Raw genomic sequence first — 26,060 nt, 5'->3', positions numbered from 1 at the left:
GCCGCCCCGTTGGACGGGGCTGGCACTCAGCAGGAAGGAGTCCATCATGAGCAGCGTCACTGTAGACCACGTGTCGCCGGGCCACGGCCACGGTCACGATGACCACCATCACGGCGTGCCCACGGGCTGGCGCCGGTGGCTTTTTGCAACGAACCACAAAGACATCGGGACGATGTATCTCATCTTCTCGTTCGTCATGCTACTGGAGGGCGGCACGCTGGCCCTTCTGCTGCGTACCGAACTCTTCGAGCCCGGCCTGCAGTTCTTCCGCCCCGAATTGTTCAACCAATTCACCACGATGCACGGCCTGATCATGGTGTTCGGCGCCATCATGCCGGCCTTCGTGGGCTTTGCGAACTGGATGATCCCGATGCAGATCGGCGCGTCCGACATGGCGTTCGCGCGCATGAACAACTTCAGCTTCTGGCTGTTGCCGGTTGCCGCGATCATGCTGACCGCCTCGTTCTTTGTGCCGGGCGGCGCCACCGCTGCGGGCTGGACGCTGTACGCGCCCTTGTCGCTGCAGATGGGCCCGGGCATGGACCTGGCCATCTTCGCCATCCACATCATGGGCGCCTCGTCCATCATGGGCGCCATCAACATCATCGTGACCGTGCTGAACATGCGCGCGCCCGGCCTGACGCTGATGAAGATGCCGCTGTTCTGCTGGACCTGGCTGATCACCGCGTTCCTGCTCTTGGCCGTGATGCCGGTGCTGGCCGCCGCCATCACCATGGTGCTGACCGACCGCCACTTCGGCACGGGCTTCTTCAACGCCGCCGCCGGCGGTGACCCAGTCCTGTACCAGCACGTGTTCTGGTTCTTCGGGCACCCCGAGGTCTACATCATGATCTTGCCGGCGTTCGGCATCGTGTCGGCCATCGTGCCCGCGTTCGCCCGCAAGAAGCTCTTCGGCTACGCCTCGATGGTGTACGCCACCGCTTCCATCGCCGTGCTGTCGTTCATCGTGTGGGCGCACCACATGTTCACGACGGGCATGCCGGTGACCGGCCAGCTCTACTTCATGTACGCCACCATGCTCATCTCGATCCCGACCGGGGTGAAGGTGTTCAACTGGGTCGCGACGATGTGGCGCGGTTCCATGACGTTCGAGACGCCGATGCTGTTTTCCATCGGCTTCATCTTCGTGTTCACGATGGGCGGCTTCACGGGCCTGATCCTGTCGGTGGCGCCGATCGACATCCAGGTCCACGACACCTACTACGTGGTGGCTCACTTCCACTACGTGCTGGTGGCCGGTTCCCTGTTCGCGCTGTTTGCCGGCGCCTACTACTGGGTGCCCAAGTGGACGGGCCGCATGTACAGCGAAAAGCTGGGCAAGCTGCACTTCTGGTCGACGCTGATCTCGTTCAACGTGACCTTCTTCCCGATGCACTTCCTGGGCCTGGCGGGCATGCCGCGCCGCTACGCCGACTACGCCGCGCAGTTCACGACGTTCCATCAGATCGCCACCATCGGCGCGTTCTGGTTCGGCCTGTCGCAGCTGATTTTCCTGGTTGCGATCCTGCGCTGCTACATGGGCAAGGGCGAACCGGCCCCGGCCAAGCCGTGGGAAGGCGCCGAAGGACTGGAATGGACGGTGCCGTCGCCCGCCCCGTTCCACACCTTCGAAACGCCGCCCGAAGTGAAGTAATCCCTTATCCATGTTTCAGGTCGCACAGCAATGACACCCGAGCAGCGCCGTCGTAACAAGATCGCAGGACTGGTTCTTCTGGTTTTCGTCATTGCCGTGTTTGCCTGGACGGTGATCCGCGGTTCGGCCTTGCTGACCGGCAAGGCGGTGGGCTAGAGGCCTCGGCCATGAGCGACGACCTTCGCGAAACGTCTCAGCGCAAGCTGAGCTTCCTTCAGACGATGAAGGCGGTGGCGTGGGGGTTCTTCGGCGTGCGCAAGGGCGCGGGCTACCGTGAGGACAGCGCCAAGCTCAATCCCGTCCACGTCATCGTGGCCGGGCTGCTGGCAGCGGCAATCTTTGTGACTGTGCTGGTTTTAATTGTTCGTTGGGCTGTTTCCAGCCTGACTTGAATTACCTAAATCTAAATCTGTACCAGGGAGAAAGCCATGAGTGCAAGTCACTCGGTTCAAGGTAAAGAGGCACCGTACTACTTTGTCCCCGCCGACTCGGGCCATCCCGTGCGCATGGCCGTGGCACTGCTCTTCATGGGCCTGGGGGCCGCGGCCTGGGTCAACGGCGCCGATTGGGGCAAATGGTCCGTGCTGGTCGGATTCATCGGCGTGATCATCGTGATGTATTACTGGTTTGGCGACGCCATCCACGAATCCGAGATCGGCCTGAACAGCAAGCGCATCGACGGCTCGTACCGTTGGAGCATGAGCTGGTTCATCTTCTCCGAGGTCATGTTCTTTGCCGCGTTCTTTGGCGCGCTCTGGTACACGCGCACCATCACGACGCCGTGGCTGGGCGACATCGACCACCGCCTGATGCTGTGGCCGGATTTCCAGGCGGCCTGGCCCAACTTCGGCCCGGCGGGCGTGGTCGAGCCCTTCCAGACCGTGGGTCCGTTCTGGCTGCCCACGATCAACACGGCGCTGCTGCTGAGCTCCGGCGTCACGCTCACCATTGCCCACCATGCACTGCGTGAAAACCACCGCGGCAAGGCCAAGTTCTGGCTGGCGGCCACCGTCATCCTGGGCTTTGTCTTCGTGGGCTGCCAGGCGTTCGAATACATCCACGCCTACCGCGACCTGAACCTGAAGTTCAATTCGGGCGCGTACGGGTCGCTGTTCTACATGCTGACCGGCTTTCACGGGTTCCACGTGATCCTGGGCGCCACGATGCTCACGGTCATCCTGATCCGCCTGATCCGCGGCCATTTCACGCCGGATCATCACTTCGGGTTCGAAGGCGCGGCCTGGTACTGGCACTTTGTCGACGTGGTGTGGCTGGGCCTGTACCTGTTCGTGTATTGGTTCTGACCGCATTGGTCCTGACGGCGGCCGGCAGCGCCGGCGGCCGTTGCGGCAGGGAAAGCGCGAAGGGAGCCGGGCGGCAAGCCGGCCTCCGTCGCGCTTTCAGCCCATCTGGCGCGGCGCGGCGGCAGGCATCACGCGAGGCCCGGGGAACCGGGCGGCGGGCAGCCTATCTAAATCCGGTGCTCTCGATCCAGCCCATGTAATGGGCGAACAGCACGAACAGGAACAGGGCGACCGACAGGCCGATTCGGACCGTCAGCGCGTTGACCGTGCGGTTGGTGGTACCTTTGTCCCGCATCAGGTAGACCAGGGCGGATGCCAGACTGGCCAGTATCCCGATGAAGGCCAGAACGACGAAAACGCGCATTGTGGTCTCCCGACAATTCAGATTTAGCAACGACAGATGTCCCGACCGCATTCCACCCGCTACACGGTAGCCGCCTTATTGTTGCTTGGCCTCGCCGTGGTGGTCCTGGTGTCGCTGGGACAATGGCAGATGCGCCGCAGCGATGAGCGACGCGCCATTCTGGCCGCGATCGAAGCCGGCCGCAAGCAAGCGCCCCTGCTTCTGACGCCGGCGACGCCGCCCGCGGACATGACGCCGTGGCGCGTGGCGCAGGCCAGCGGGACATGGCTGCCGCAATTCAGTGTACTGCTGGACAATCGCAACCACGACGGCAGGCCGGGCTACTGGCTGGCCACGCCGCTGTTGCTGGATGCGGCCACGAATCGCGCGGTGCTGGTGCTGCGGGGCTGGCTGCCGCGCGTGATCCAGGGCCAGGGCGAGCCGCAGCTGCCGGCCACGCCCGAGGGCATGCAGACCGTGCAAGGCGAGCTGTCCGTGCGCGTGCCGCGCCTGTTTGAACTGTGGTCGCTGGGAGGCGCCGACGCCTCCGCGCTGCCCGCGGCGCTGCCGGTGGCGGGCGGCGCGGTGCCGCAAGTGCAGAACCTGCCGCTGGACGACTATGCGCGCGCGACCGGATTGAATCTGCTGCCCACGGTGCTGAGCCAGGGCGGGCAGGTGGACGACGGCCTGGTGCGCGACTGGCCCCAGCCGTCGGTGGATTTTCAGCAGAACACGTCGTACGCGGTACAGTGGTTCGCTTTCGGCGCGATTGCGGCGATTGCCTGGCTGTTGGTGCTGGGGGGCGCCATCCGCCGCAGGCGCCAGCGCGTGGACCAGCAGGCGCAGGCTCGCATGCGGGCACGCAGATGACCAACGCTATTCCAGGATACAAAGTGGCTCGCGACATTTCATCCAACAAGCCCGCACGCAAGCGTTCGCTGATGCCGATGGTGCTGGTGTTCCTGTGCTCGCTGGCGCCCATCGTCGCCGCGTTCGTGGTCTACATGAACCCGCAATGGTGGCCCAGCGATTCCAGCAATTACGGCACGCTCCTGTCGCCGCAACGCCCGATGCCCGAAGCGTCGGAACTGCGCCTGACCACGCTGGACGGCAAGCCGTTCGATCTGCAGAGCCTGAAGGGCAAGTGGCTGCTGGTGGCCGCCGATGGCGCGGCCTGCCCCGAAAGCTGCGCGCGCAAGCTCTTCATCACCCGCAACAGCCACGCCAGCCAGGGCAAGAACGTGGATCGCCTGGCGCGCGTGTGGTTCATCACCGATGATGCGGTGGTGCCGGACAAGGTGCTGGAGGCGTACAAGGGCACGGTCATGGTGCGGGTGGATCCGGACCAGCTGGCCCGATTCCTGCTGGCGCGCGACACGGCCGCGGGGCAGCCCGGACTGCAGGATCCGATCTGGGTGATCGATCCGCTGGGCAATCTGATGATGCAGTATCCCGCCGAGGCGGATGGTGTGCGGGTGCGCAAGGACATCAGCAAGCTGGTCTATAACTCGCGCATTGGTTGAATGGTTTTTTGGTTTTGATATGGAACGCATCAAAGCGCGTTATCGCAAGCTCGTTTTCTTCACCTGGTTCCTGACGCTGGACCTCATCATGTTCGGCGCCTTCGTGCGCCTGACCGATTCCGGGCTGGGCTGTCCGGACTGGCCTGGCTGCTACGGCAGCGTCACGCCGATCGGCGCGATGGGCGACATCCACGAAGCCTCGCAGGCCATGCCCTTCGGCCCGGTGACGCTGTCCAAGGCCTGGATCGAAATGATCCACCGCTACGTCGGCGCCATCCTGGGCATGCTCATTATCGGCATCGTCTACATGGCCTGGCGCTATCGCCGCGAACTGGGCCGTTCGCCCGCGCTGGCCATCACCACGCTGGTTGCCGTGTGCGTGCAGGGCGCGTTCGGCGCGTGGACCGTGACCCACAAGCTCATGCCCGCCGTCGTGACGGCGCACCTGGTGTTTGGCCTGTCGGTGCTGGCGTTGATGACCTGGCTGTCCTCGCGCGAGCGCCCGCACCTGCCCGTTAGCGCAGAGGCCGTGCGCTGGAAGCCGTGGGTGGCGGTCGGATTCGGGCTGCTGCTGGTGCAGGTCACGTTGGGCGGCTGGGTCAGCACCAACTATGCGGCGCTGGCCTGCATGGACTTTCCCACGTGCCACGGGCAATGGGTGCCGGAAATGGACTTCCACGGCGGCTACTCGGTCATCCGGGGGCTGGGCGAACTGCCGTCCGGCGAAATGATCTCGCAGCCCGCGCTGACCGCGATCCACTGGGTGCATCGCAATTTCGCCTTCGTGGTGTTCGTCTACCTGGGCATCCTGGCCTGGCGGCTGCGCGCCGCCGAGCCCGGCCTGCGCGGCCCGGCCACGCTGATGCTGGCCCTCCTGGCCGCGCAGCTGTTCACGGGGCTGACCACCATCTTCTTTCAGTGGCCGCTTCTGATCGCCGTCCTGCACAATGGGGGCGCGGCGGGCCTGACATTGTCGGCCGTGGTGTTGATGGTGCGGCTGGCGTCTGCCGGCCGCGAGCCGGCGGGGCGGTACGACCCCAATTTGGTGCGCGTTTAAAATGAGGTCCACTATGACCAGTCTTGCCGCTCCTCAATCCGGATTGCTCCGCCAGTACCTCGTTCTCACCAAGCCGCGCGTCACGCAGCTGGCTGTGTTTTGCGCCGTGATCGGCATGTTCCTCGCGGCGCCCGGCATCCCGGACATGCGCCGGGTGCTGTTTGGCACGATCGGTATCTGGCTGCTTGCCGCCGCCGCCTTCGCCATCAACTGCCTGATCGAACAGGAAGTCGACGCCCGCATGCTGCGCACCGCGCGCCGGGCCACGGCGCGCGGCACCATTTCGGCATTCCAGGTGCTGAGCCTGTCGGGTCTGCTGGGCGGCGCGGGCATGTTCGTGCTCTACCACATGGTCAACCCGCTCACCATGTGGCTGACGTTCGCCACGTTTGTGGGCTACGCCGTCATCTACACCATCATCCTCAAGCCGCGCACGCCGCAGAACATCGTGATCGGCGGCCTGTCGGGCGCGATGCCGCCGGCGCTGGGCTGGGCGGCCGTCGCCGATTCTGTGCCGGCCGAGGCCTGGGTGCTGGTCCTCATCATCTTCATCTGGACGCCGCCGCACTTCTGGGCGCTGGCGCTTTACCGCAACCACGATTACGCCAAGGCCGGCCTGCCCATGCTGCCGGTCACCCACGGCAACCAGTTCACGCGTCTGCACATCCTGCTGTACAGCCTGGCGTTGATGGCGACCACGCTGTTGCCCTACGCCATCCGCATGAGCGGCGAACTCTATCTGCTGTCGGCGCTGGTGCTGGGCGGCATGTTCGTGTCGTATGCGTGGCGCCTGTACCGCGCATACAGCGACGAGCTGGCCCGCAGCATGTTCCGTTTTTCCATTCTCTACCTGGCGCTGCTGTTTGGCGCCCTGCTGGTGGACCACTGGGTCGCCCTGTTGCGCTGACCCCCTGGAGGTTGTCGATGTCCGTGTTTTCCGCCAGCCGCCGGCTGGCCCTGCGACTGGGCGCAGCTGCCGCCGTCGCCGCCGCCCTGGCTGCCTGCGGCGACAGCAAGCCCGTCTTCAAGGGTAGCGATATCACCGGCACGCAATTGGGCCGCGGCATGGAACTGTCCGACCACAACGGCAAGCTGCGTCAGCTATCGGACTTTTCCGGCAAGGTCGTGGTCGTGTTCTTCGGTTTCACGCAGTGTCCAGACGTGTGCCCCACGGCGCTGGCTGAACTGACCGAAGTCATGAAGAAGCTGGGTCCGGATGCCGATCGCGTCCAGGTGCTGCTGATCTCGGTGGACCCCGAACGCGACACGCCTGAGGTGCTCAAGCAGTACGTCACGGCGTTCGATCCGCGGTTCCTGGGCCTGACGGGCACGCCCGACCAGGTCAAGAAGGCGGCGGCCTCGTTCAAGGCCTATTACGCCAAGGCCCCCACCAAGGACGGCAACTACACGATGGACCACACGGCCGCGTTCTACCTGCTGGACGGCAAGGGCGAATCGCGCGTGCTGGTCAACAACAACGTCGGCGTGGACGCGCTGACGCAGGACATCCAGGCGCTGCTGAAGGGTTGATTCCCCCGGTCGGGTTCAGGCCTTTGCCGCCGCCCACGCGGCCAATGCGGCGCGGGCCTTCTCGCTGAGTTCGGCGGTGGAAATATCGCGCCGGTGCGCGATGATCATCAAGGCGTAGGGCGTGGCAAGCGCGGCCGCTTCGGGACACAGGCGCGCCTCTTCTCCCACCGAGGGCGACGTGTTGCGCCAGTAGTTGATGGCCTGTTCGAGTTGGGGCAGCGTGATCAAATCCATGCGCCTATTGTCCACGAATGCCCCACCCTGTCCACCCTCCATCCGCCCTGCAATGAAGGGTCACCATCGCAACATGCCGAAACCGCGCGCGGGTGCTATACCACTGCCGGTTAGTTACGATGGAGCATCGTCATGAATACTTCGACCTCTACCGCGTCGCCGCGCCGCGGCCTGCATCCGTTGCTTGCCGCCGCCGCGATCGCCGTCATCGTCATGTGCTCGGTGGGCGTGGCCGCCGTGCTGGGCTGGCTGCCGTCGCCGTCGGCTAACCCGCACGCGGACCAAGCCGTGGCCGAGGCCGGCCCCGAGGATGCCAACCTGGCGCCTGCGCCGGCTGCCGAGCCGCCCGGAGCGGGCAGGCCCGCCGGCCAGATGCGCGAGGCGCAGCAAGCGCAGGCCGCCCCGGCCCCGCGTCCGGCCGCCGCGCCCGCACAGCAGGCGTGCGCCAGCTGCGGCGTGGTCGAGACCATCCGCCAGGTGCAGGTACCCGCCAAGGATGACAGCAACCATCTGGTCGGCACCATCGCGGGCGGCGTGGCCGGCGGCGTTGTGGGGAATCAGTTTGGTGGAGGCAACGGCAAGACCGCGCTGACGGTGCTGGGCGCGGTCGGCGGCGCTTTGGCAGGCCGTGAAGTTGAGCGTAATATCAGACAGCAACAAACAGTGACGCACTATGAGCTCACGGTCCGCATGAATGACGGCAGCAAGCGCCAGTTCCGCAGCGCGCAGCCGTTCTCGTTTGCCTCCGGCGACCACGTGCGCGTGGAGAACAATCAATTGCTGCCCGGCTGATCCCGGCCGACGGCGGCAAGCATCCCACTATGGAGAGATCTGGAATGAGCGACCAATTCAACAATCCGTTCGTCCTGCCCGGCATGGGCCAGAACTCCGATCTCTCGGGCAATCCGCTTCTGGCCAGCATGGAGATGATGCGCCAGGCGTGGGCGGGCCTGACTGGCCCCGGCGGCCTTGCCAGCAGCCTGCCCATGGCGCCGCCCATGAATCTCGAAGACCTGGACCGCCGCATCGCCGAACTGCGCTCGGTGGAAAACTGGCTGCGCATGAATCTGAGCATGCTCTCCAGCACCATCCAGGGCATGGAGGTGCAACGCTCCACCATCAGCACCCTGCGCGCCTTCGTGGACAGCGCCTCGCGCATGGACATGGGCGCAACCCCGGAAGCCGGGGCGCCGTCGCCGCTGGAAGTCGCGCTGGGCTTGAAGCCCGCGCCCAAGGCCGCGGCGTCCGCGCCGTCCGGCCATGCCGCGGCGGCAGATGAAAAGGAAAGCACCGGCGCACAATCCGGCGGCAAGGCGCAAGGCGAAGACGCCTCCGCCGGGCCGGATGCGGCAGCCGCCATGAGCGAGCAGATGGGCGCCGCGGCGCAGTCGGCATCCAAGGCCTGGTGGGAGCTGCTGCAGCAGCAGTTCAATCAGATCGCGGCCGCCACCGCGGCCTCCATGCCCGCCGGCGCACCGGGCACGGCCAGCGCCAAGTCCGAACCCTCGCATCCCAAGGCGTCGGCCGAGGCGCAGGCCAAACCCGGCAAACCCGCGGCCAAGCCCGCCGCCACCGCACGCAAGCCGGCTGCCGCCAAGAAAGCAGCCAAGCCAGCGGCCAAGACAGCCAAGAAAAACGGGCCTGCCGACGGCAAGCCCTGACCCCATTCTTCAATCGACACGCGGAGCCGCCGCCAGGCCGCCCGCCCGTCTCTCAACCTACTGGAACTTATGCTTAATGTAGTGATTCTTGCGGCCGGACTGGGTAAACGCATGCAGTCCGACCTTCCCAAAGTGCTGCACACGCTGGCCGGCAAACCCATGCTGGCGCATGTGCTGGACAGCGCACGCCAACTGAATCCCGCGCGCATCGTCGTGGTGGTCGGCCATGGAGCCGATCGCGTCAAGCAGGCATTCGAAGGCCAGCCGGATCTGCACTTCGTGCTGCAGCAGCCGCAGCAGGGCACGGGTCACGCCGTGCAGCAGGCCGTGCCGCAACTGCTGGAAGGCGACGGCAAGGACGATGTGACGCTGGTGCTGTACGGCGACGTGCCGCTGGTGCAGCCGGAAACGCTCAAGCGCCTTCTGGACGCGCGCGGCCAGGGCGCCGCCGTGCTGACCGAAGTGCTGGCCGATTCCACCGGTTATGGCCGCATCGTGCGCGACGCCAAGGGCAGCGTGTGCCGCATCGTCGAACACAAGGATGCCTCGGAAGCCGAGCGCGAGATCAAGGAAGTGAACACCGGCATCCTCACCGCGCCCACCGCGAAGCTGAAGAACTGGCTCACCCGCATCGACAACAACAACGCCCAGGGCGAGTACTACCTGACCGACGTGGTCGGGCTGGCCGTGGTTGACGAGATTCCCGTGGGCGCGGCCCAGCCGGGCGCCGGCTGGGAAACGCTGGGCGTGAACAGCCGCGTGCAGCAGGCCGAACTGGAGCGCCGCTGGCAAGCCGAGCAGGCCCGCCGCCAGCTTGAAGCCGGTGTCACGCTGGCCGACCCGGCGCGCTTTGACGTGCGCGGCACGCTCACTTGCGGCCGCGATGTCTTCATCGACGTGGGCTGCGTCTTCGAAGGCCAGGTGTCCCTGGCCGACGGCGTGCGCGTGGGCCCGCATTGCGTGCTGCGTGACGTCAGCGTCGGCGCGGGCACGCACATCGAGGCCTTCAGCCATCTGCAGCAGGCCGAAGTCGGCCGCGATGCGCGCGTGGGCCCCTACGCCCGCCTGCGTCCCGGCGCCGAACTGGGCGACCGCAGCCATGTCGGCAACTTCGTCGAGATCAAGAAGAGCGTGCTGGGTGCGGACAGCAAGGCCAACCACCTTGCGTATATCGGCGACGCGGACATCGGCGCGCGCGTGAACGTGGGCGCGGGCACCATCACCTGCAACTACGACGGCGTGAACAAGCACCGCACCGTCATCGAAGACGACGCCTTCATCGGCTCGGACACGCAGCTCGTCGCGCCGGTGCGCGTGGGCCGTGGCGCGACGCTGGGCGCCGGCACCACCCTCACGCGTGACGCGCCGGCCGACAAGCTGACCGTGTCGCGTCCCAAGCAGGTCACCGTTGACGGATGGCAGCGCCCGGTAAAGAAGTCGTGACGCAGGATCAGGAAGCGGCCCCGGGGGGCGGGGCCAGGCCCGCGCACCCCGACGGCCTGCCGGCGCCGCGGCGGTACTGGGCGGCGGCCACCGTGATGACGGGCATCAGCCTGTCGGTGCTGGACACCACCATCGCCAACGTGGCGCTGCCCACGATCGCCAAGGATCTGAACGCCCTGCCCGCGCAGGCAGTCTGGATCGTCAACGCCTACAACCTTGCCGTCGTGATGGCGCTCTTGCCGCTGTCCGCGCTGGCCGAGCGCATCGGCTTTCGCCGCATGTTCACGTTCGGGCTGGTGCTGTTCACGCTGGCCTCGCTGGGCTGCGCGCTGGCCGGCACGTTGTGGCAATTGACCGCCGCGCGCGTGTTCCAGGGGCTGGGGGCGGCCACGCTCATGTGCATGTTCGGCGGCCTGGTGCGCAACATCTATCCGCTCAAGATGCTGGGCCGGGGCATCAGCATCAATGCCACCACGGTGGCGGTCATGTCGGTGCTCGGGCCCACCATTGGTTCGGCCATCCTGTCCGTGGCGCCGTGGCCGTGGATCTTCGCCGTCAACCTGCCGATCTGCGCGCTTGCCATGTTTGGCCTGCGCCATCTGCCGGAAGTGCCGCGCAACGATGTGAAGCTGGACTGGATCAGCGCGCTGCTCTGCATGGCGACGCTGGGCGTCTTCATCTCCGGCGTGGACATGATGGGCGAGGACCTGCTGCGGGGCATCGGCCTGGTAGCGATCTCGGCGGTGGCCGGACTGGTGCTGGTGCGCCGCGCCAGCCAGCAGACCGCGCCGCTGGTGCCGGTGGATCTGCTGCGGATCCGCCCGGTGGCATTTGCCGTGGGCGCCTCGGCCTGCACCTTCGCCGCCCAGATGGCGTCCTACGTGTCGCTGCCGTTCTACTTCCAGCAGGTGCTGGGCCGGCCTTACCTTGAGGTGGGCATGCTGATGGGCGCCTGGCCGGTGGGTACGGCGATCATCGCGCCGCTGGCCGGGCGGTTGTCCGACCGCTATTCCGCCGCCACGTTGAGCGGCGTGGGGGCGGCCACGATGGTTGCCGGCATGCTGTGGCTGACGCTGCTGCCGTCCGCCGTGTCGAACTGGCCCATCGTTGCCGGCATGTTCGTGGCGGGCGTGGGCTTCGGTTTTTTCCAGACGCCCAACAACCGCGCACTGCTGTCTGCCGCGCCCCGGCTGCGCAGCGGCGCGGCGGGCGGCCTGCAGGCCACGACCCGGGTGTTTGGCCAGAGCTTTGGCACCGCGCTGGTGGCCATCGCCTTCAGCGTCAGCGCGGCCCACGGGCCGGGACTGGCCCTGGTGCTGGGCACGGTGTGCGCGGCGCTGGCCGTGGTAGTCAACACCGTCCGCTTCAACAAGCTGCGGGCCTAGCGGCGGCAGCGGTTCAATACCCCTCGAACCCCGCCCGGACCCTCGGGCGCTGGCCGCTTCTATAATGGCGGCCGGCGCCCGGTTTCACGTTCCGGGCGCGAAGATTACCTATTTTGAAGGCGCACAGGCATGAAAATCACGGTCGTGGGTACCGGTTACGTAGGATTGGTGTCGGGAGCGTGCCTGGCGGACATGGGCAACGATGTCATGTGCCTGGACGTGGATGCGGCCAAGATCGCGCTGCTGCGCCAGGGCGGCATTCCCATTTACGAGCCGGGCCTTGAAGACCTGGTGCGCCGCAACGTGCAGGCCGGGCGCCTGCATTTCACCGATGACGTCGCGCAAAGCGTGGCGTTCGGCGACGTCCAGTTCATCGCCGTGGGCACCCCGCCCGGCGAAGACGGTTCCGCCGATCTCAAGTACGTGCTGGCCGCCGCGCAGAACATCGCGCGCCACATGACCTCGCGCAAGCTGATCGTGGACAAGTCCACGGTGCCCGTCGGCACGGCCGACAAGGTGCGCGCCGTGGTCGCCAAGGAACTGGCCGAGCGCGGCGTGGACATCCCCTTCACGGTGGCGTCCAATCCGGAATTCCTGAAGGAAGGCGCGGCCATCAACGACTTCATGAGTCCGGACCGCGTGATCGTCGGCGCGGACGACGACTACACGATCGGCGTCATGCGCCGCATCTATGAACCCTTCCAGCGCACCCACGACCGCCTGATGGTGATGGACGTGCGCTCGGCCGAACTGACCAAGTACGCCGCCAATGCCATGCTGGCCACGCGCATTTCGTTCATGAACGAAATGGCGAACCTGGCCGAAGTGCTGGGCGCCGACGTTGAACAGGTGCGCCGCGGCATTGGCGCGGACCCGCGCATCGGCTATCACTTCCTGTACCCGGGCGCGGGCTATGGCGGCTCGTGCTTTCCGAAGGACGTGCAGGCGCTGGTCAACACCGCGTCCGAGCACGGCCTGCCGATGCGCGTCATCGAGGCCGCCGAGGCCGCGAACCACGCGCAGAAGTTCCGCCTGGCTGAAAAGCTGGTGGCGCGCTTTGGCGAAGACCTGCGCGGGCGCAAGATCGCGTTGTGGGGCTTGTCCTTCAAGCCCAACACCGACGACATGCGCGAAGCGCCCAGCCTGACGGCCATCGCCGAACTCACGCGCCGCGGCGCCGAGGTGCGCGCCTATGACCCGGTGGCCATGCACGAGGCCGGCCGCGTGCTGGCCGGCCATCAAGGCATCAGCTTCGCCGCCGACATGTACGACGCGCTGGACGGCGCGGACGCGCTGCTTATCGCCACCGAGTGGAAGGTCTTTCGCGCGCCCGACTTCGATCGCGTCAAGGCGCTGCTCAAGACGCCGCTCATCATCGACGGCCGCAATCTCTACACGCCGGCCGACGTGCGTAGCCTGGGCTTCGAGTACTCGGGCATCGGCCGCGCATGAAGATCCTGCAACTGAACTTCGAAAAGGGCTGGCGCGGCGGTGAGCGCCAGACGCTTTATTGCATGCGCGCCTTTCGCAAGGCGGGCCATGACGTCGAAGTGATGTGCCGCGAAGGCGCGCCGCTGGCCGAGCGCGCCCGGCAGGAAGAATTCGTCGCCCACACCGTGCGCAACGTGCCCGGACAGCTGGCCTTTCTGGCCGGCGCCGGCCGCTACGACATCATCCACGCACAGACCGCCAACACCATCACCTGGGCCGTGCTGACCAAATGGCTGCACCGCCGGCCCGTGGCGTTCTCGCGCCGTACGTCGTTCGTGGTCAAGCCGGGCGACGAATGGAAGACCGGCTACAAGTGGCGCCACGCCGATCTCTTCGTGGCCATCAGCGAGATGGCCGCCAGCGAGCCGCGCCGCCTGGGCATCGAACCCGTCATTATCCGCAGCGCGGTCGAGCCTCACCAGATCAACGCCGAGAACGTCGCCAACCTGGTTCGCGAGTTCGATCTGGAAGGCAAGAAGGTCATGGCGACCTCCGCCGCGCTCATTCGGGACAAGGACCCGGTCACGCTGGTGCGCGCTGTCGGCGAACTGGCCAAGACGCGCCGTGATTTTGTCTTCCTGCATTTCGGCGCCGGCGGCGACCGCGAACAGCAGGCCAAGGACGAGGCGCGCAAGCTCGGCATCGAAGACGTCTACCGCTTTGCCGGCTTTCGCAAGGGCGTGGAAGACTTCTACAGCATCCTCGACGTGTTCGTCATGAGCTCCGAGGAAGAAGCGCTGGGCAGCAGCGTGCTGGACGCCTTCCTGCAGCGCGTGCCGGTGGTGTCCACCGACGCCGGCGGCCTGAAGGAAAGCCTGGCCGACGGCCGCGGCGTCCTATGCGCCGTGGGGGATCATCAGGCGATGGCGGCGGGCATGGCGCGTTGCCTGGATGATGCGGCGTTTCGGCACGAGGTCACCGAACGTGCTTATGAGTACGTGCGCAATGAACACGACGTGCAGAAGATGGGGAATCGGTATCTGGCGCAGTTCGAGCGGCTGGTGGGGCGCAGGTAGGGTTGAACGCCTCTAGCGATGGGCAACGGGTCCAGATGTTGAGGCGTCAGCGCCATTGCGCAACCTTCTCCTTCGCCCACGCAGCGGTCTTATCCAGATCGGGCAAGCGGTCGGTTCTGATCCTATCCCAGGCGACCCGTTGAGATGGCCTTTGCAACATATGCGTCAGGGCGGCGTCCAAGCCATCAAGCTTGGCTTTTAGAAGCGATGCCAGCGCCTGCTCGGGTATTGCGCCTGCAGGCGCTTCGGTCTGCAGCACAGCCCAGTCAAACAAATCCCGGGCGGTTAGCGCCCAACCGCGGAAGAACAGTTTTTTCGCCAACACCTCGGCCGGCGGCTCCAAAGGAAAGCGGGTTTCCGGTGCAGAAGGGTTCCAGATATCAGGCGTGTCCGGCAGTAGAGGTGCGGCAACGACGAAATCGATTTCGCCCTCGGCAAAGCGCAGCTTCACATGGGCGTTGTCCTCGTTGTAGCCCGACAGTTCGTTTTCGAAGAGGTCGTTAAGCCGCGGCGAAACATACGGAAGCCATCCTGGCGAATCAACGAATAGGTCAACATCGTCGCTGATCCGATGATTGAGGGCGAGCATCAAGCGTGTTCCGCCGCCCAGTACAGGCCGGAATGAGTCGCCGCCATGACGGCGGGCATCCTCAACCAGAGCCTGCGCGCGCGATTCCAAACGCGTCCACGGGCCGGATGCGCGATGAAGCAGGATATCTTTCCTTGAAGTCCCCATTCACAGCACCCCCTCGAGCGCTTCCTCCCACCGCACAGCCCGGGGAAGGTCGAAATGCTGGCGGGCGTTCTGGTACAGCGCGTCAGCTTCTTCGAGGCGCACACCCGCTTCAAAGCTGGCTCGACCAATGAACTCCGGTTCCAGCTCAAAGAACATATGCGCGAGTAATTCTTGCGCAAGTGCGTCGTGCGCAACCGAGGCCAAATCGCCGTGGCGCAGTGCGGCGGCGACATCAGTCGGGCTTACCACCTTGCCATAGGGGGCGTTGAGGTGGGTGGCTATCATCTCGAGGTACGGGGTGAATTGCGTTGGCAAGGTCAACTCCTGAAAGATCGGCGACGGCCTTTCGTGCATCTTCGCCGCATTATCCACCCGTCGGGGGCGGCGCGCTTCGTTCATGATGAAATTGCGCGACTGCCTTACCCCCGCACATCGATCCGCGTCTCGAACTTGGCCCGATGCACCGAAAAAAAAGTGCGCACATTGCGCACGTTGGCCTGCGCGGTGAAGGCGCGATGCACCAGCGCGTGGTAGGCCGGCATGTCTTTTACCTGCGCGATCACCACGAAATCCGGGCCGGGCGACACCCGATAGCATTGCAGCACCGCGGGTTCGGTCACCATGCTTTGCTCGAAGGCGTCCAGGCTTTCGGCGGCCTGCACGTCCAGCGTGATCTCCACGATCGCCGTCAGCGTGCTGCCCAGCTTTTCGGCCGACAGGATCGCCACCTGGCGGTCGATCACCCCTTCTTCCACCAATCGCCGCACCCGCCTCAGGCAGGTCGGCGGCGACGCGTGCACCCGCGCGGCCAAATCCTGGTTGGTCAGCGAGCTGTCTTCTTGTAACTGGTTAAGAATGCGCCGGTCCAGATCATCGAGTTCGGGCAGGGAAATGGGGGTGTTTTGCATGATTAATTCAAATCTGTCGATTCGACGAAAGATAATTTAATCACATTTGTGTAAGGGAATTAACTGCCAAATAAGTGAACATAAAGAAATCAAATTTCTTTATGGCTCGCGCACAATGCGTCGGTACTGAACTTACCCGGAGTCACTCCTATGTGCGGCATTGTTGGCGCCGTCGCCCAGCGCGACATCACCCCGATCCTCGTTGAAGGCCTGAAGCGCCTGGAATACCGCGGCTACGACTCCTGCGGTGTCGCCGTCTACGCCGACGGCCATCTGCGCCGCACGCGCAGCACGCAGCGCGTGGCCGAACTGGCCGATCAGGTTGCGCAGGACAAGGTCCAAGGCTTCACCGGCATCGCCCACACCCGCTGGGCCACGCACGGCGTTCCCGCCACGCACAACGCCCACCCGCACTTCTCGCACCTGGGCAACGACGAGCCGCGCATCGCGCTCGTGCACAACGGCATCATCGAAAACCACGACGAGCTGCGCGCCGAGCTGCAGGCCGTCGGCTACGTCTTCGAAAGCCAGACCGACACCGAAGTCATCGCGCACCTGGTGAACCACCTGTACGCGGGCGACCTCTTTGAAGCCGTGCAGAACGCCGTGCGCCGTTTGCATGGCGCATACGCCATCGCCGTGTTCTGCCGCGACGAACCGCACCGTGTGGTCGGTGCGCGTCAAGGCTCGCCGCTGGTGGTGGGCGTGGGCCAGAACGAGAACTTCCTGGCGTCCGACGCGCTGGCGCTGGCCGGCACGACCGACCAGATCATCTACCTGGAAGACGGCGACGTCGTCGACCTGCAACTGTCGCGCGTCTGGATCGTGGATGCTGCCGGCAAGAACGTCGACCGCGAAGTGCATACCGTGCACGTGCACACGGGCGCTGCCGAACTGGGCCCCTACCGCCACTACATGCAGAAGGAAATCTTCGAGCAGCCGCGCGCGGTCGGCGACACCCTGCAAGATATCGAATCCATCACGCCCGAACTCTTCGGCGACGACGCCTACAAGATCTTCAAGGAAGTCGATTCCCTGTTGATCCTGGCCTGCGGCACCAGCTACTACGCGGGCCTGACCGCCAAGTACTGGATCGAATCGATCGCCAAGATCCCGGTAGCCGTCGAAATCGCCAGCGAATACCGCTACCGCGACAGCGTGCCGAACCCGCGCTCGCTGGTCGTGACGATCTCGCAGTCCGGCGAAACCGCCGACACGCTGGCCGCCCTGAAGCACGCGCGCTCGCTGGGCATGGAAAACACGCTGACCATCTGCAACGTGTCCACCAGCGCGATGGTGCGCGAGTGCAAGCTGTCGTACATCACGCGCGCCGGCGTTGAAATCGGCGTGGCTTCGACCAAAGCCTTCACCACCCAGCTCACCGCGCTGTTCCTCCTGACGCTGGCGCTGGCGCAAACGCGCGGCAAGCTCACGGAAGAGCAGGAAGCCGAGCACCTGAAGGCGCTGCGCCACCTGCCGTCCGCCATCGGCTCGGTGCTGGCGCTGGAACCGCAGATCATGGCGTGGGCCGATCGCTTCGCCTCGAAGGAAAACGCCCTGTTCCTGGGCCGCGGCATGCACTACCCGATCGCGCTGGAAGGCGCGCTCAAGCTCAAGGAAATCAGCTACATCCACGCCGAAGCCTATCCGGCGGGTGAACTGAAGCACGGCCCGCTGGCGCTGGTCACCGAGCACATGCCGGTCGTCACCATCGCGCCCAAGGACGAGCTGCTGGAAAAGCTGAAGTCCAACATGCAGGAAGTGCGCGCGCGCGGCGGCGAGTTGTATGTGTTTGCCGACGCCGACAGCAAGATCCAAAGCGCCGAAGGCATGCACGTGATCCGCATGCCGGAACACTACGGCAAGCTGTCGCCGATCCTGCATACGGTGCCGCTGCAACTGTTGTCGTATCACACGGCATGCGCACGCGGTACGGATGTGGATAAGCCGCGGAATCTGGCGAAGAGCGTGACGGTGGAGTGATGCGGTAGCGGCTGCATCGGTTGATGAAAACGATAAATAAAGTCGGTCGCGCAGACTAAACCCGGTCGCAGCGACAACTTCTGTCGATTCCTTCCATCTGCCCGCAATATCAGCTTTGTTCGAGTGCAAGGGCCGCGTAAGCGGCCCTTGTTCACATTTACCGTGCGCCGCGTGACGTGCAAGGTCTGGATGGGCGACGTGCGGGCAGCTAGGTTGCGACGGGCGCCTTTTGGAGGCGTTTTGTAATTTCTGCTTCCGGCACGGCTTTGGAAAACAGGAACCCCTGCATTTCGTCGCATCCGGCAGCACGCAGGAAGTCGCGTTGCGCTGCCGTCTCCACCCCTTCGGCGTTGACTGTCAGGCCCATCGAGCGCCCTAGCGTTACCACCGCGTTCACGATGGCGGTGGAATCGCTTCCCTCTCCGATATTTGCGACGAAACTCCGGTCAATCTTGATCTTGTCGACGGCGAACCGTTGCAGGTAGCTCAAGCTGGAGTAACCCGTTCCAAAATCGTCCAGCGCGATCCGGAAGCCGGCGGCGCGCAGCTTGCCGATAGCCTTCTGCACCCGGCCGTCGTCTTCGATGAGCACGCCTTCAGTGACCTCCAGCTCGATCTGCGCCGGATCGACTTCAGCGCGCCGCACCAGATCGATAACGCGTTCGGCAAAGTCGGCGCCGCGAAACTGCTTGGGGGAGAGGTTTACCGCAATGGACAGGCTTGGCCACTGACGCGCCGCGCGGCAGGCTTGTTTCAATACCCATTCCCCGAGCGGCACGATGAGGCCCGTGGATTCAGCCACCGGCACAAAGATCTGCGGTGACACGGGGCCCTTGGCAGGGTGGTTCCATCGCACCAGCGCTTCAACGCCCACGAGCTGCTGCGTGCCGCTGTCGATCTGCGGCTGGAAATGGACCTGGAGCTGGTCGCTGTCCGCCAGCGCGGCGCGCAAATCCTCTTCGATCACGGCCTTCGCCTTGAGCGTTTCGTCCATCTCGGGGGCGAAGAAGCTGTACTGGTTCCTGCCTAGATCCTTGGCGCGGTAGAGCGCGATGTCGGCCTTGCGCAGCAGCTCGCTGCGCGTGGTGCCGTCGCGCGGGGCCATCGATACACCGATGCTCGCGCCCACGAAGGCGCGGCCGCCCAGCAGGTCGAAAGGCGCGCGCACATCGGCCAGGATGCGGCGTGTCAGATCGGTGGCACCCGCTTCGGTGGCGTTCTGCATCAGGACGGCGAACTCGTCGCCGCCCAGGCGCGCGACCGAGTCTTCCGGGCCGACGGCAAGCTTGACGCGTCGGGTGAACTCCTGGATGAGCGCATCGCCCGCCGCGTGGCCCCATGTGTCGTTGACCTGCTTGAAATGGTCCAGATCCAGCAGCAGCATCGCGCAGCTTGCATTGGGCCGCCGGCGGACCAAAGCCTGATCGACACAGGTGCCGAAATACGCGCGGTTTGGCAGGCCGGTCAGCACGTCGTGAAAGGCAAGATGCTGGGCGTGCGCTTCGCTCGCCTTCAGTTCCACATGGGCCTTGCGCAGGGCGGAGAGGTGCGCCTGCTGTTGGCGCAGAAGCCGGTAGGTGCGCAGTGCCAGCAACGCCACCAGAATGAGCGTGCCGGCGAGCATGGCGGCAACCGCGGGCAGCATGGCGCGCCAGAGTTCGGAACCGGGCAGATCCGGCCGCCACATCAGGTAGCCGAGCAAGGTGCCGTCTGAGGACCGGAGGCGCTCCTCGCGCTCATCGGCTTGTACATGGCGGGCGCGCACGGGATGGTAATGGAGCGCGTCGATCAGGTTGTCCCGTGAGAACGCGCGCAAAAAATCGCCATCGATGAACCGGACGCTGACGAGCAGATTCCGGGACGCGATTGCCGGCGTGTCCAGGTTGGGCGGAAACCGTGCGACGCGCATGACGCTCACGACGGCTGGCCGTTGGCCGATCATGGCAAGGTCGGTGGCGTGCACCGCAGCCGCAGTGGTGCGTGTGGATGCGTCGGGCGCGGGCGGCTGGCCGGGCAGGCGTTCGTGGTCGTTGTTGGACCGTGTAGCCTCGCCCCGCGTCAATGCGATGAACGGGCGGATGTCGGGCTCGAATGCCGCGTAGCGTTTCGGCGGAACGCGTTCGCCGTAGACGTTTCCATAGCGCATCTCGTTGTCCGGTCCCAGCACAAACACCAGATCGTGCTTGAACAGCCGGTGCAGCCATGCGCCCACGTTGTCATCAAGCCAGGCCTGGTCGGGCGCGGGCTTGTCCAGCTCGTCAAAGAGCATGTCCCAGACGGCCACCGTTTCCTGGGCCTGCGCCACGTCGTCCAGGACGTTGCTGATCGCCAGCTGCAATTCCTTGCTCTGGCGCATCGCTGACATGTCGTCGCTTTTTTCGACGGACAAGTGCAGGGAAAACAGCATCGCCGCCAGAAATACGCCAAAGGCGATCAACAGGAGGACAAGCAGGCCGCCGGCGGAACGGGGAAGCGATCCTCTTGATTGTGTCATGCCGGTACAGTTCCGTTTTGTTGAGGGCGGCAACGCAAATTACGTGCCCGCACATTCGCGCCGTCCACCTTGCGTGCCGGCAATCCGCTCAGCGCATACCTGGGGCTTTGCGGCATGGTATTTGCTGCAAGTAATGCTCCTACAACTGCGATCCTCTGCGGATCAAAGATTCCGATGGTTTCCGCGCAAGCGCACAGCTGGGCCGACGATCCGTCGTTGCCCCAATCTCCCCTGGCCGTGATATCGCCTCATTTGGATGACGCCATCCTGAGTTGCGCCGGCTTGCTCGCCGCGCGCCCCGGCAGTACGGTCGTGACGGTGTACACGGCACGGGCGCCCACGCCGAACCTGCTTACGGACTGGGACCGCCGCTGCGGTTTCGCCAATGCCGCCGCCGCGATGGAATGCCGGCTGGCGGAAGACCGGGAAGCGCTGCGCCGCGTGGGCGCGACCGGAAAGGGGCTGGATTTTCTGGACAGCCAATACACATCGACGGCGGACGAGGATGCGCCGCTGATCACCGAGCGTCTGTTCTACCTGCTGATGAGGCTTGCGCCCGCGACCGTGGTCATGCCGCTGGGCCTGTTCCACAGCGATCACGTGCGGGTCAGCGACGCCGCCCTGATGATCCGCGATGCGTTGCCGGGCGTGGCCTGGTTCGGTTACGAGGATGTGCCATATCGCCAGCAGCAAGGTGTCGTGCAGGCACGGCTGTCGCAGTTGCAGGAGCGCGGCGTGACGGCCACGCCGGCGCACCTGGCGGTCGATGCGGCGGGCAAGGCGCGCGCCATCGGCGTCTACGCGTCGCAACTGATGGGGCTTGACAGCACGGCACTGAAACTGGCCGTGCATGAAACGTACTGGCGGCTTACGGGCAGCGCCAGCGATGCGGTCTGAGATGGCGCGTGCGGCTGTCAGCGTCAGGCGCTTTGAATTTCCTTTCCAAAGTGAGTGCGCAGGAGCTCCGAATAATCCGGCGTGACCGCGGCGGCGACACTGGGCCGGCTCAGGATGGCGCGGCGCCAAGCGTCGACGCGATGGTATCGGGTCAATAGTGGTGCCCAGCTGGCTGGCTGCAAAACGTCAAAGTAGCGGAACACCGGGGCCATTGCCACGTCCACCATGCCAAACCGCTCCCCGTTAAAGTAAGGGCCGCCTTCTAGCGCCAGTTCAAACTGAGCCAGCCTTTTTTTCGAAGGAGACGGCCCAAGCGTTGGCGGTCGGAGCGTCCTTTGCATTAAAGAACGCCCAAGCATCTCCGAGAGTGGTGGTGCTCAGCTCGATCCATGCGCGATTCATGGCGCGCAATATCGGATCATCCGGATAGAGGCTCGGACCTGGCTGCGTCTCGAGTAGGTACTCGCAGATCGCCATGCTCTCGAACAGTACGGCCGTCGTTCCGTCCGGGCGACCCACTTGGAGGAGCGGCACCTTGCCATTAGGGGAAAGAGCGAGGAACCACGCGGGCTTGTCACGGAGATTCACGTTGATACGTTCGAATGGCACCTGTTTTTCCAGCAGCACAATGGCGGCACGCTGAACAAATGGGCAAAGAGGGTGACTGATTAAGGTGAGCGAGTTCATCACGTTCTTTGTCTGCATTGCGGGGCGGTCGCAGGACTCGCGTCCCGCTCCGCAATGTCTTATCTCAAAAGGGGAACCGTCCGCGGCGGGTTCAGCGGTTAAGCAAGCGTCCACCGTCCAGAACAATTTCCGACCCGACGGTCCACTGCGACTCGTCGGAAGCGAGATAAAGGACGGCCTTGGCGACCTCCTCGGCCGTGCCAAACCGCCCGAGCGGAATGGTCGCGGCAATCTCTTTGTTGACCTGCTCGCGGTAGGCGGCGGGAATGCCGAGCTTGTCGTAGAGGGGCGTCTGGACCGGTCCTGGGCTCACCGCGTTGACCCGGATGCCGCGTGCCAGCAGTTCGGTGGAAAGGGTTTTCGACATGTTCAGGAACGCGGCTTTTGTGGCGGCGTACACGGACGAGCGGTCCGCCCCGGCATGCGCGCTTACCGACGTGGTGAGCACGACGGAGGCAGGGTTGGCGAACACCGGTAGCAGGGCCTGCATCAGAAAGTACGGCCCCTTGACGTTGATGTCGAACGAACGATCAAACATCTCTTCCGTCCATTCCTCGATCGGCAACCAGACTGAAACTCCGGCGTTCAGAAAAGCCACGTCGAGTTGGCCATAGCGGTCCTTGACGGCCTGTGCCAGTTCCTTCTGGGCGGCGACGCTGGCCGAGTCCGCGCGCAGCACCGGCACGTCCGAACCGAGTTCGGCCTGCGCCCTGGCGATCGAATCGGGGTTGACGCCTGTGACGATGACGCGAGCGCCTTCGGCCAGGAACTGCTTGGCCGTTTCCAGGCCGATACCACTGGTGCCGCCCGTGATGAGCGTACGTTTACCTTGCAAGCGCGACATACCTTTCTCCTTGAACATTGACCGGAATCGGTCCACAAGAAGAAATGTAGGTTCATGCAGAATTTTCGATAAGATGGCTGTTTGGAATACGTTTCATGCAATAAAAGCATGAATCGCAGGATGGACGTATGGATCGCTTTCTATTGATGACCTGCTTTGCACGCGCAGTGGAGACGGGAAGCTTCTCTGCTGCCGGACGCGATCTCGGTCTGGGCCAACCCAATGTGAGCCGATATGTGGCGGCGTTGGAAGATCACCTGCAGGCACGGCTGCTTCACCGCTCCACACGCAAGCTGTCTCTTACGCCGGAAGGAGAACGCTACTACGCCGATATTCGGCGAATTCTGGATGCGGTGGACGAATCCGAATCCTCGTTCCGGAGTGGCACGGAACCTTCAGGACTTTTACGCGTCGCGTGCCCGACCGCGTTGGGCCATGCTTTCGTCATGCCCCACGTGCCGGCATTCCTTCAGCGGTATCCGGGGCTCACGTTGGATCTGCAACTCAACGATCGTTATGTAGACCTTGTCGATGAAGGGAGCGAACTGGCTATCCGGATCGGACACCTGCAAGACAGTACGTTGCGCGCCAGACCCATAGGCTCGTACGAACGCGTCTTCGTGGCCAGCGAGGACTATCTGGCCAGACGCGGCGTTCCGGAAACGCCAGACGACCTACGCAATCACGACTGCGTGATTTACACGCTGCTATCGTCCGGCGCGATGTGGCGACTGCGCGACGTGGACATTCCCGTATCTGGCAGGATAAAAGTGAATTCGCCGTCCGCGGCCAGCGCGGCGGCCGTTGGAGGGCTTGGAATTGCGCACGGTCCGGCTTGGCTGTTCGAGGAGGGGCTGAAGAACGGTCGCCTGCGACGCATTCTTACCGCGCACGTTCCACCCTCTGTTCCTGTACAGATCGTCTATGTGGCGAGCAGGTTGCTGCCGACTCGTGCGATCGTGTTCATGGATTTCATTGCGGAAGTGTTTTCAAAAATTCCCGCATTGAACACCCCGGCTTCACCCTAGATGAGATGCTCGGGTCATCAGCGCAGACATGAGCTTTTGGCGCCTGTCTCTCGACGTTATTTCTGTGGAGTCGCTTTGCGCCCGCCGCCGTGCGCAGCGATGAACATGGCGGCAGCCGACCGGCAATAGGAGTCGATTTCGTTGTCGTCCGCGGCTTTTGCCTCATCGAAGCGAGCGATTGCCAGGAGGTCGCAACCCTTGATAAGCGCGGCAAACAAACGGGCGGAGCGGCCAGGATCGGGCACGTTCAGCGCCGCCTTCGCGTGCAACTGACGTAACAGGGCTTCGATCTGGGCGATGACATAGGCTGCGCCGGCTTCGTAATGAAGCTTGCTTAACGACTTCTGATTCGTCTTGTCAGCCATGATCATGGCTTCGACACTGCGAACCTCCGGGCTCAACAGCGTGCGAAGCAGGAATGATCCCACCGCCATGAGCTGATCTTCGGCAGAGCCCTCGACGCCATCAATAAGCGCCTGAGGTGCAAACTGGTGGCAGTGCGCCGCGATGGCTGCGCTGAATAGCGCTTCCTTGTTCTCGAAATGGCGATAGATGCTGAGCTTGGATATCTTTGCGCGTTGAGCGACCTTGTCCATGGTTGTCGCTTGAAAACCCAGTTCCACGAACAATTGGCTGGCCGCGTCCACGATCGTCTGGCCGAGCGCCTCGTTGACGGGCCGACCGCGCCGGCCCTGAACTTTTTTTTCCGTCACGTGTATTCCAGTACTTGACAGTATCGTAAATGGCATTTTAGGATACCTCATGGTATCTGAAATGTGCACGCCGGTGAATGGGCTTCTGAACGGTAGCGGCGCTTTTCGGCACCTCCACATGCACTCACGGCGCACCGCCAAGCGCAGCTTCAATCCCTTGCATAGAGAACACGGACTCCCCCACCATGAATGACGTCATCATCATCGGCGGCAGCTTTGCCGGCCTTGCCGCGGCACTTCAACTCGGCCGCGCCCGCCGAAAGGTCATCGTTCTCGATACCGGCGTGCCGCGCAATCGCTTTGCCGACCATTCACATGGACTGCTCGGTCACGATCACAAGTCACCGCTGGACATCCTGACCGAGGCGCGGCAGCAGCTCGCGCGCTATCCCTCAGTCAGGCTCATCAACGCAAGGGCTGAAAGCACTTCCGGCACCTTGGACAATTTCTCTGTCCTGACTGGCGATGGCGAAAGCCTTGGTGCGCGCCGCTTGATCCTGAGCTATGGCGTGGCGGACCAGATGCTTGGTGTTCCGGGGTTTGCCGAGGGTTGGGGCACGTCCATCGTTCCCTGCCCCTATTGCGACGGTTTCGAAGTCGCAGGGCGGCATTGGGGCCTCATCTGGTCCGGCCCGCCGTCGCACAACTATGTCAGGCTGTACCACGACTGGACCGACACGCTGACGGTTTTCGCGCATGGTCACGACATCCCGCCCGATGTTCGCGATGATCTCGCACGCCGCCGCGTCCACGTTGTTGATGGCCTGATCACCGAACTGAACCATCACGAAAGCCATAACGTCACCGTCAAGCTCGATACCGGCCCGGCTGTCGCAGTCGACATCCTGTTTGCCCATCCGCGCAACAAGCCCTCTGCACGCTTGCATGAAACGCTGGGCCTCGCCACGGTCGATACGCCGCAAGGCATCGCCCTCAAGGTCGACGAGCGCCGTCAGACCAGCACGCCTGGCATCTACGCCGCGGGCGACCTTGCCAACCCCGCCATGCATTCAGTCACCACGGCATCATGGCAAGGCGCGATGGCGGGAATCTTCGCGCAGCAGTCGATGGTTGTTTGAGAGCACGGATTCCATTCTTTCCGTTGCGCCGTCGCCTTAGAAAGGTTGGC

At 64.3% G+C, this 26,060-nt stretch carries 29 protein-coding genes; 19 read left to right on the top strand and 10 right to left on the bottom strand.

The annotated features are described in order from the left end of the window. Positions 1 to 46 precede the first annotated feature (46 nt). Genes ctaD through FBY20_RS09995 form a run of 4 tightly spaced genes read left to right on the top strand, consistent with a single transcriptional unit; the run spans position 47 to position 2,958 of the window. Positions 47 to 1,654, top strand: a complete 1,608-nt coding sequence (gene ctaD, locus FBY20_RS10005) for a cytochrome c oxidase subunit I (protein ID WP_056320327.1) — start codon at positions 47 to 49, stop codon at positions 1,652 to 1,654. Positions 1,655 to 1,684: 30 nt separating this feature from the next. Next, positions 1,685 to 1,810, top strand: a complete 126-nt coding sequence (locus FBY20_RS27860) for a cytochrome oxidase small assembly protein (RefSeq protein WP_216639588.1) — start codon at positions 1,685 to 1,687, stop codon at positions 1,808 to 1,810. 11 nt (positions 1,811 to 1,821) lie between these two features. Beyond that, complete coding sequence (locus FBY20_RS10000; protein ID WP_056565538.1) at positions 1,822 to 2,046, top strand: DUF2970 domain-containing protein; 225 nt, start codon at positions 1,822 to 1,824, stop codon at positions 2,044 to 2,046. Positions 2,047 to 2,082: 36 nt separating this feature from the next. After that, positions 2,083 to 2,958 (top strand): cytochrome c oxidase subunit 3, encoded by an 876-nt coding sequence (locus tag FBY20_RS09995; protein WP_062840199.1) that lies wholly within the window; start codon positions 2,083 to 2,085, stop codon positions 2,956 to 2,958. A gap of 163 nt (positions 2,959 to 3,121) precedes the next feature. Here the strand turns inward: FBY20_RS09995 and FBY20_RS09990 are convergent, their stop codons facing one another. Further along, positions 3,122 to 3,322 carry a twin transmembrane helix small protein gene (locus FBY20_RS09990; RefSeq protein ID WP_056320319.1) on the bottom strand — a complete coding sequence of 67 codons (201 nt, stop codon included), beginning with the start codon at positions 3,320 to 3,322 and terminating at the stop codon, positions 3,122 to 3,124. A 36-nt stretch (positions 3,323 to 3,358) separates the two neighbouring features. On the opposite strand from FBY20_RS09990, the gene FBY20_RS09985 reads away from it, so the two are divergent. The 5 genes from FBY20_RS09985 to FBY20_RS09965 all read left to right on the top strand — a co-directional run bounded on the left by FBY20_RS09985 (position 3,359) and on the right by FBY20_RS09965 (position 7,411). Next, positions 3,359 to 4,171, top strand: a complete 813-nt coding sequence (locus FBY20_RS09985; RefSeq protein ID WP_142051865.1) for an SURF1 family protein — start codon at positions 3,359 to 3,361, stop codon at positions 4,169 to 4,171. Positions 4,172 to 4,242: 71 nt separating this feature from the next. Beyond that, complete coding sequence (locus tag FBY20_RS09980; protein WP_142055878.1) at positions 4,243 to 4,824, top strand: hypothetical protein; 582 nt, start codon at positions 4,243 to 4,245, stop codon at positions 4,822 to 4,824. 19 nt (positions 4,825 to 4,843) lie between these two features. After that, positions 4,844 to 5,881, top strand: a complete 1,038-nt coding sequence (locus FBY20_RS09975) for a heme A synthase (protein WP_128829755.1) — start codon at positions 4,844 to 4,846, stop codon at positions 5,879 to 5,881. Positions 5,882 to 5,894: 13 nt separating this feature from the next. Next, on the top strand, positions 5,895 to 6,788 hold the full coding sequence (gene cyoE, locus FBY20_RS09970; protein ID WP_142051861.1) for a heme o synthase: 894 nt from the start codon (positions 5,895 to 5,897) through the stop codon (positions 6,786 to 6,788). A gap of 17 nt (positions 6,789 to 6,805) precedes the next feature. Then, the gene (locus FBY20_RS09965; RefSeq protein WP_056320308.1) at positions 6,806 to 7,411 is read left to right on the top strand and encodes an SCO family protein; all 606 of its coding nucleotides are present in this window, start codon (positions 6,806 to 6,808) and stop codon (positions 7,409 to 7,411) included. Positions 7,412 to 7,426: 15 nt separating this feature from the next. Here the strand turns inward: FBY20_RS09965 and FBY20_RS09960 are convergent, their stop codons facing one another. After that, on the bottom strand, positions 7,427 to 7,645 hold the full coding sequence (locus tag FBY20_RS09960; protein WP_056320305.1) for a DUF3717 domain-containing protein: 219 nt from the start codon (positions 7,643 to 7,645) through the stop codon (positions 7,427 to 7,429). A gap of 132 nt (positions 7,646 to 7,777) precedes the next feature. Here FBY20_RS09960 and FBY20_RS09955 point away from each other — a divergent pair, with 132 nt between their 5' ends. The 6 genes from FBY20_RS09955 to FBY20_RS09930 all read left to right on the top strand — a co-directional run bounded on the left by FBY20_RS09955 (position 7,778) and on the right by FBY20_RS09930 (position 14,641). Further along, positions 7,778 to 8,437, top strand: coding sequence for a glycine zipper 2TM domain-containing protein (locus FBY20_RS09955; RefSeq protein WP_056320302.1), 660 nt, complete (start codon positions 7,778 to 7,780; stop codon positions 8,435 to 8,437). A 44-nt stretch (positions 8,438 to 8,481) separates the two neighbouring features. Continuing rightward, complete coding sequence (locus FBY20_RS09950; RefSeq protein WP_142051858.1) at positions 8,482 to 9,306, top strand: PhaM family polyhydroxyalkanoate granule multifunctional regulatory protein; 825 nt, start codon at positions 8,482 to 8,484, stop codon at positions 9,304 to 9,306. Positions 9,307 to 9,375: 69 nt separating this feature from the next. Next, positions 9,376 to 10,749, top strand: coding sequence for a bifunctional UDP-N-acetylglucosamine diphosphorylase/glucosamine-1-phosphate N-acetyltransferase GlmU (glmU, locus tag FBY20_RS09945; RefSeq protein WP_062840204.1), 1,374 nt, complete (start codon positions 9,376 to 9,378; stop codon positions 10,747 to 10,749). Beyond that, on the top strand, positions 10,746 to 12,134 hold the full coding sequence (locus FBY20_RS09940; protein ID WP_370458333.1) for an MFS transporter: 1,389 nt from the start codon (positions 10,746 to 10,748) through the stop codon (positions 12,132 to 12,134). Before glmU ends, FBY20_RS09940 begins: the two co-directional genes overlap by 4 nt. 129 nt (positions 12,135 to 12,263) lie before the next feature. Beyond that, entirely contained in the window at positions 12,264 to 13,586 is a 1,323-nt protein-coding gene (locus FBY20_RS09935; RefSeq protein ID WP_056320292.1) for a UDP-glucose/GDP-mannose dehydrogenase family protein, read from the top strand. Next, a complete protein-coding gene (locus FBY20_RS09930) occupies positions 13,583 to 14,641 on the top strand; it encodes a glycosyltransferase family 4 protein (protein ID WP_142051852.1) in 1,059 nt (352 codons plus the stop codon). Before FBY20_RS09935 ends, FBY20_RS09930 begins: the two co-directional genes overlap by 4 nt. 46 nt (positions 14,642 to 14,687) lie before the next feature. Here FBY20_RS09930 and FBY20_RS09925 read toward each other — a convergent pair whose 3' ends face one another. From FBY20_RS09925 to FBY20_RS09915, 3 genes are read right to left on the bottom strand one after another with little or no spacing between them, the layout of a single operon-like run. Then, positions 14,688 to 15,377, bottom strand: coding sequence for a nucleotidyl transferase AbiEii/AbiGii toxin family protein (locus tag FBY20_RS09925; RefSeq protein WP_056320286.1), 690 nt, complete (start codon positions 15,375 to 15,377; stop codon positions 14,688 to 14,690). Further along, positions 15,378 to 15,776 (bottom strand): hypothetical protein, encoded by a 399-nt coding sequence (locus FBY20_RS09920; RefSeq protein ID WP_230964958.1) that lies wholly within the window; start codon positions 15,774 to 15,776, stop codon positions 15,378 to 15,380. It abuts the gene before it with no gap. A 20-nt stretch (positions 15,777 to 15,796) separates the two neighbouring features. Then, positions 15,797 to 16,285 carry an Lrp/AsnC family transcriptional regulator gene (locus tag FBY20_RS09915; RefSeq protein WP_142051850.1) on the bottom strand — a complete coding sequence of 163 codons (489 nt, stop codon included), beginning with the start codon at positions 16,283 to 16,285 and terminating at the stop codon, positions 15,797 to 15,799. Between the two features lie 150 nt (positions 16,286 to 16,435). On the opposite strand from FBY20_RS09915, the gene glmS reads away from it, so the two are divergent. Next, complete coding sequence (gene glmS, locus FBY20_RS09910; protein ID WP_056320281.1) at positions 16,436 to 18,268, top strand: glutamine--fructose-6-phosphate transaminase (isomerizing); 1,833 nt, start codon at positions 16,436 to 16,438, stop codon at positions 18,266 to 18,268. A gap of 208 nt (positions 18,269 to 18,476) precedes the next feature. Here glmS and FBY20_RS09905 read toward each other — a convergent pair whose 3' ends face one another. After that, on the bottom strand, positions 18,477 to 20,624 hold the full coding sequence (locus tag FBY20_RS09905) for a bifunctional diguanylate cyclase/phosphodiesterase (protein ID WP_255452521.1): 2,148 nt from the start codon (positions 20,622 to 20,624) through the stop codon (positions 18,477 to 18,479). A 312-nt stretch (positions 20,625 to 20,936) separates the two neighbouring features. Here FBY20_RS09905 and FBY20_RS09900 point away from each other — a divergent pair, with 312 nt between their 5' ends. Next, positions 20,937 to 21,659: a PIG-L family deacetylase gene (locus FBY20_RS09900; RefSeq protein ID WP_160144400.1), complete on the top strand. Its 723-nt coding sequence runs from the start codon at positions 20,937 to 20,939 to the stop codon at positions 21,657 to 21,659. 23 nt (positions 21,660 to 21,682) lie between these two features. On the opposite strand, the gene FBY20_RS28105 is transcribed toward FBY20_RS09900, so the two are convergent. The 3 genes from FBY20_RS28105 to FBY20_RS09890 all read right to left on the bottom strand — a co-directional run bounded on the left by FBY20_RS28105 (position 21,683) and on the right by FBY20_RS09890 (position 23,190). Further along, a complete protein-coding gene (locus FBY20_RS28105; protein WP_370458332.1) occupies positions 21,683 to 22,000 on the bottom strand; it encodes a glutathione S-transferase family protein in 318 nt (105 codons plus the stop codon). After that, on the bottom strand, positions 21,933 to 22,346 hold the full coding sequence (locus FBY20_RS28100) for a glutathione S-transferase family protein (protein ID WP_370458331.1): 414 nt from the start codon (positions 22,344 to 22,346) through the stop codon (positions 21,933 to 21,935). Before FBY20_RS28100 ends, FBY20_RS28105 begins: the two co-directional genes overlap by 68 nt. A gap of 91 nt (positions 22,347 to 22,437) precedes the next feature. Continuing rightward, positions 22,438 to 23,190, bottom strand: a complete 753-nt coding sequence (locus tag FBY20_RS09890) for an SDR family oxidoreductase (protein WP_056320273.1) — start codon at positions 23,188 to 23,190, stop codon at positions 22,438 to 22,440. 128 nt (positions 23,191 to 23,318) lie between these two features. On the opposite strand from FBY20_RS09890, the gene FBY20_RS09885 reads away from it, so the two are divergent. Continuing rightward, positions 23,319 to 24,218, top strand: a complete 900-nt coding sequence (locus tag FBY20_RS09885; protein WP_142051840.1) for a LysR family transcriptional regulator — start codon at positions 23,319 to 23,321, stop codon at positions 24,216 to 24,218. Positions 24,219 to 24,274: 56 nt separating this feature from the next. On the opposite strand, the gene FBY20_RS09880 is transcribed toward FBY20_RS09885, so the two are convergent. Continuing rightward, positions 24,275 to 24,931, bottom strand: a complete 657-nt coding sequence (locus FBY20_RS09880; protein ID WP_222119267.1) for a TetR/AcrR family transcriptional regulator — start codon at positions 24,929 to 24,931, stop codon at positions 24,275 to 24,277. Positions 24,932 to 25,116: 185 nt separating this feature from the next. On the opposite strand from FBY20_RS09880, the gene FBY20_RS09875 reads away from it, so the two are divergent. Beyond that, complete coding sequence (locus tag FBY20_RS09875) at positions 25,117 to 26,010, top strand: NAD(P)/FAD-dependent oxidoreductase (protein ID WP_142051834.1); 894 nt, start codon at positions 25,117 to 25,119, stop codon at positions 26,008 to 26,010. Positions 26,011 to 26,060: the final 50 nt, after the last annotated feature.

Source organism: Achromobacter sp. SLBN-14 (genome assembly GCF_006715415.1).
In the GTDB taxonomy this organism is placed as follows: domain Bacteria; phylum Pseudomonadota; class Gammaproteobacteria; order Burkholderiales; family Burkholderiaceae_B; genus Achromobacter; species Achromobacter mucicolens.
Note: the sequence above shows the minus strand (reverse complement) of the source record. Positions and strands in the feature narration are given on the sequence as shown.

What these genes read in the sequence shown, in the direction of transcription:
- ctaD (WP_056320327.1), top strand. Translation starts at nt 47, where the DNA reads ATGAGCAGCGTCACTGTAGACCACGTGTCGCCGGGCCACGGCCACGGT.
- FBY20_RS27860 (WP_216639588.1), top strand. Translation starts at nt 1,685, where the DNA reads ATGACACCCGAGCAGCGCCGTCGTAACAAGATCGCAGGACTGGTTCTT.
- FBY20_RS10000 (WP_056565538.1), top strand. Translation starts at nt 1,822, where the DNA reads ATGAGCGACGACCTTCGCGAAACGTCTCAGCGCAAGCTGAGCTTCCTT.
- FBY20_RS09995 (WP_062840199.1), top strand. Translation starts at nt 2,083, where the DNA reads ATGAGTGCAAGTCACTCGGTTCAAGGTAAAGAGGCACCGTACTACTTT.
- FBY20_RS09990 (WP_056320319.1), bottom strand. Translation starts at nt 3,322, where the DNA reads ATGCGCGTTTTCGTCGTTCTGGCCTTCATCGGGATACTGGCCAGTCTG.
- FBY20_RS09985 (WP_142051865.1), top strand. Translation starts at nt 3,359, where the DNA reads ATGTCCCGACCGCATTCCACCCGCTACACGGTAGCCGCCTTATTGTTG.
- FBY20_RS09980 (WP_142055878.1), top strand. Translation starts at nt 4,243, where the DNA reads ATGCCGATGGTGCTGGTGTTCCTGTGCTCGCTGGCGCCCATCGTCGCC.
- FBY20_RS09975 (WP_128829755.1), top strand. Translation starts at nt 4,844, where the DNA reads ATGGAACGCATCAAAGCGCGTTATCGCAAGCTCGTTTTCTTCACCTGG.
- cyoE (WP_142051861.1), top strand. Translation starts at nt 5,895, where the DNA reads ATGACCAGTCTTGCCGCTCCTCAATCCGGATTGCTCCGCCAGTACCTC.
- FBY20_RS09965 (WP_056320308.1), top strand. Translation starts at nt 6,806, where the DNA reads ATGTCCGTGTTTTCCGCCAGCCGCCGGCTGGCCCTGCGACTGGGCGCA.
- FBY20_RS09960 (WP_056320305.1), bottom strand. Translation starts at nt 7,645, where the DNA reads ATGGATTTGATCACGCTGCCCCAACTCGAACAGGCCATCAACTACTGG.
- FBY20_RS09955 (WP_056320302.1), top strand. Translation starts at nt 7,778, where the DNA reads ATGAATACTTCGACCTCTACCGCGTCGCCGCGCCGCGGCCTGCATCCG.
- FBY20_RS09950 (WP_142051858.1), top strand. Translation starts at nt 8,482, where the DNA reads ATGAGCGACCAATTCAACAATCCGTTCGTCCTGCCCGGCATGGGCCAG.
- glmU (WP_062840204.1), top strand. Translation starts at nt 9,376, where the DNA reads ATGCTTAATGTAGTGATTCTTGCGGCCGGACTGGGTAAACGCATGCAG.
- FBY20_RS09935 (WP_056320292.1), top strand. Translation starts at nt 12,264, where the DNA reads ATGAAAATCACGGTCGTGGGTACCGGTTACGTAGGATTGGTGTCGGGA.
- FBY20_RS09930 (WP_142051852.1), top strand. Translation starts at nt 13,583, where the DNA reads ATGAAGATCCTGCAACTGAACTTCGAAAAGGGCTGGCGCGGCGGTGAG.
- FBY20_RS09925 (WP_056320286.1), bottom strand. Translation starts at nt 15,377, where the DNA reads ATGGGGACTTCAAGGAAAGATATCCTGCTTCATCGCGCATCCGGCCCG.
- FBY20_RS09920 (WP_230964958.1), bottom strand. Translation starts at nt 15,776, where the DNA reads ATGAACGAAGCGCGCCGCCCCCGACGGGTGGATAATGCGGCGAAGATG.
- FBY20_RS09915 (WP_142051850.1), bottom strand. Translation starts at nt 16,285, where the DNA reads ATGCAAAACACCCCCATTTCCCTGCCCGAACTCGATGATCTGGACCGG.
- glmS (WP_056320281.1), top strand. Translation starts at nt 16,436, where the DNA reads ATGTGCGGCATTGTTGGCGCCGTCGCCCAGCGCGACATCACCCCGATC.
- FBY20_RS09905 (WP_255452521.1), bottom strand. Translation starts at nt 20,624, where the DNA reads ATGCGCCAGAGCAAGGAATTGCAGCTGGCGATCAGCAACGTCCTGGAC.
- FBY20_RS09900 (WP_160144400.1), top strand. Translation starts at nt 20,937, where the DNA reads ATGGTTTCCGCGCAAGCGCACAGCTGGGCCGACGATCCGTCGTTGCCC.
- FBY20_RS28105 (WP_370458332.1), bottom strand. Translation starts at nt 22,000, where the DNA reads ATGCAAAGGACGCTCCGACCGCCAACGCTTGGGCCGTCTCCTTCGAAA.
- FBY20_RS28100 (WP_370458331.1), bottom strand. Translation starts at nt 22,346, where the DNA reads ATGAACTCGCTCACCTTAATCAGTCACCCTCTTTGCCCATTTGTTCAG.
- FBY20_RS09890 (WP_056320273.1), bottom strand. Translation starts at nt 23,190, where the DNA reads ATGTCGCGCTTGCAAGGTAAACGTACGCTCATCACGGGCGGCACCAGT.
- FBY20_RS09885 (WP_142051840.1), top strand. Translation starts at nt 23,319, where the DNA reads ATGGATCGCTTTCTATTGATGACCTGCTTTGCACGCGCAGTGGAGACG.
- FBY20_RS09875 (WP_142051834.1), top strand. Translation starts at nt 25,117, where the DNA reads ATGAATGACGTCATCATCATCGGCGGCAGCTTTGCCGGCCTTGCCGCG.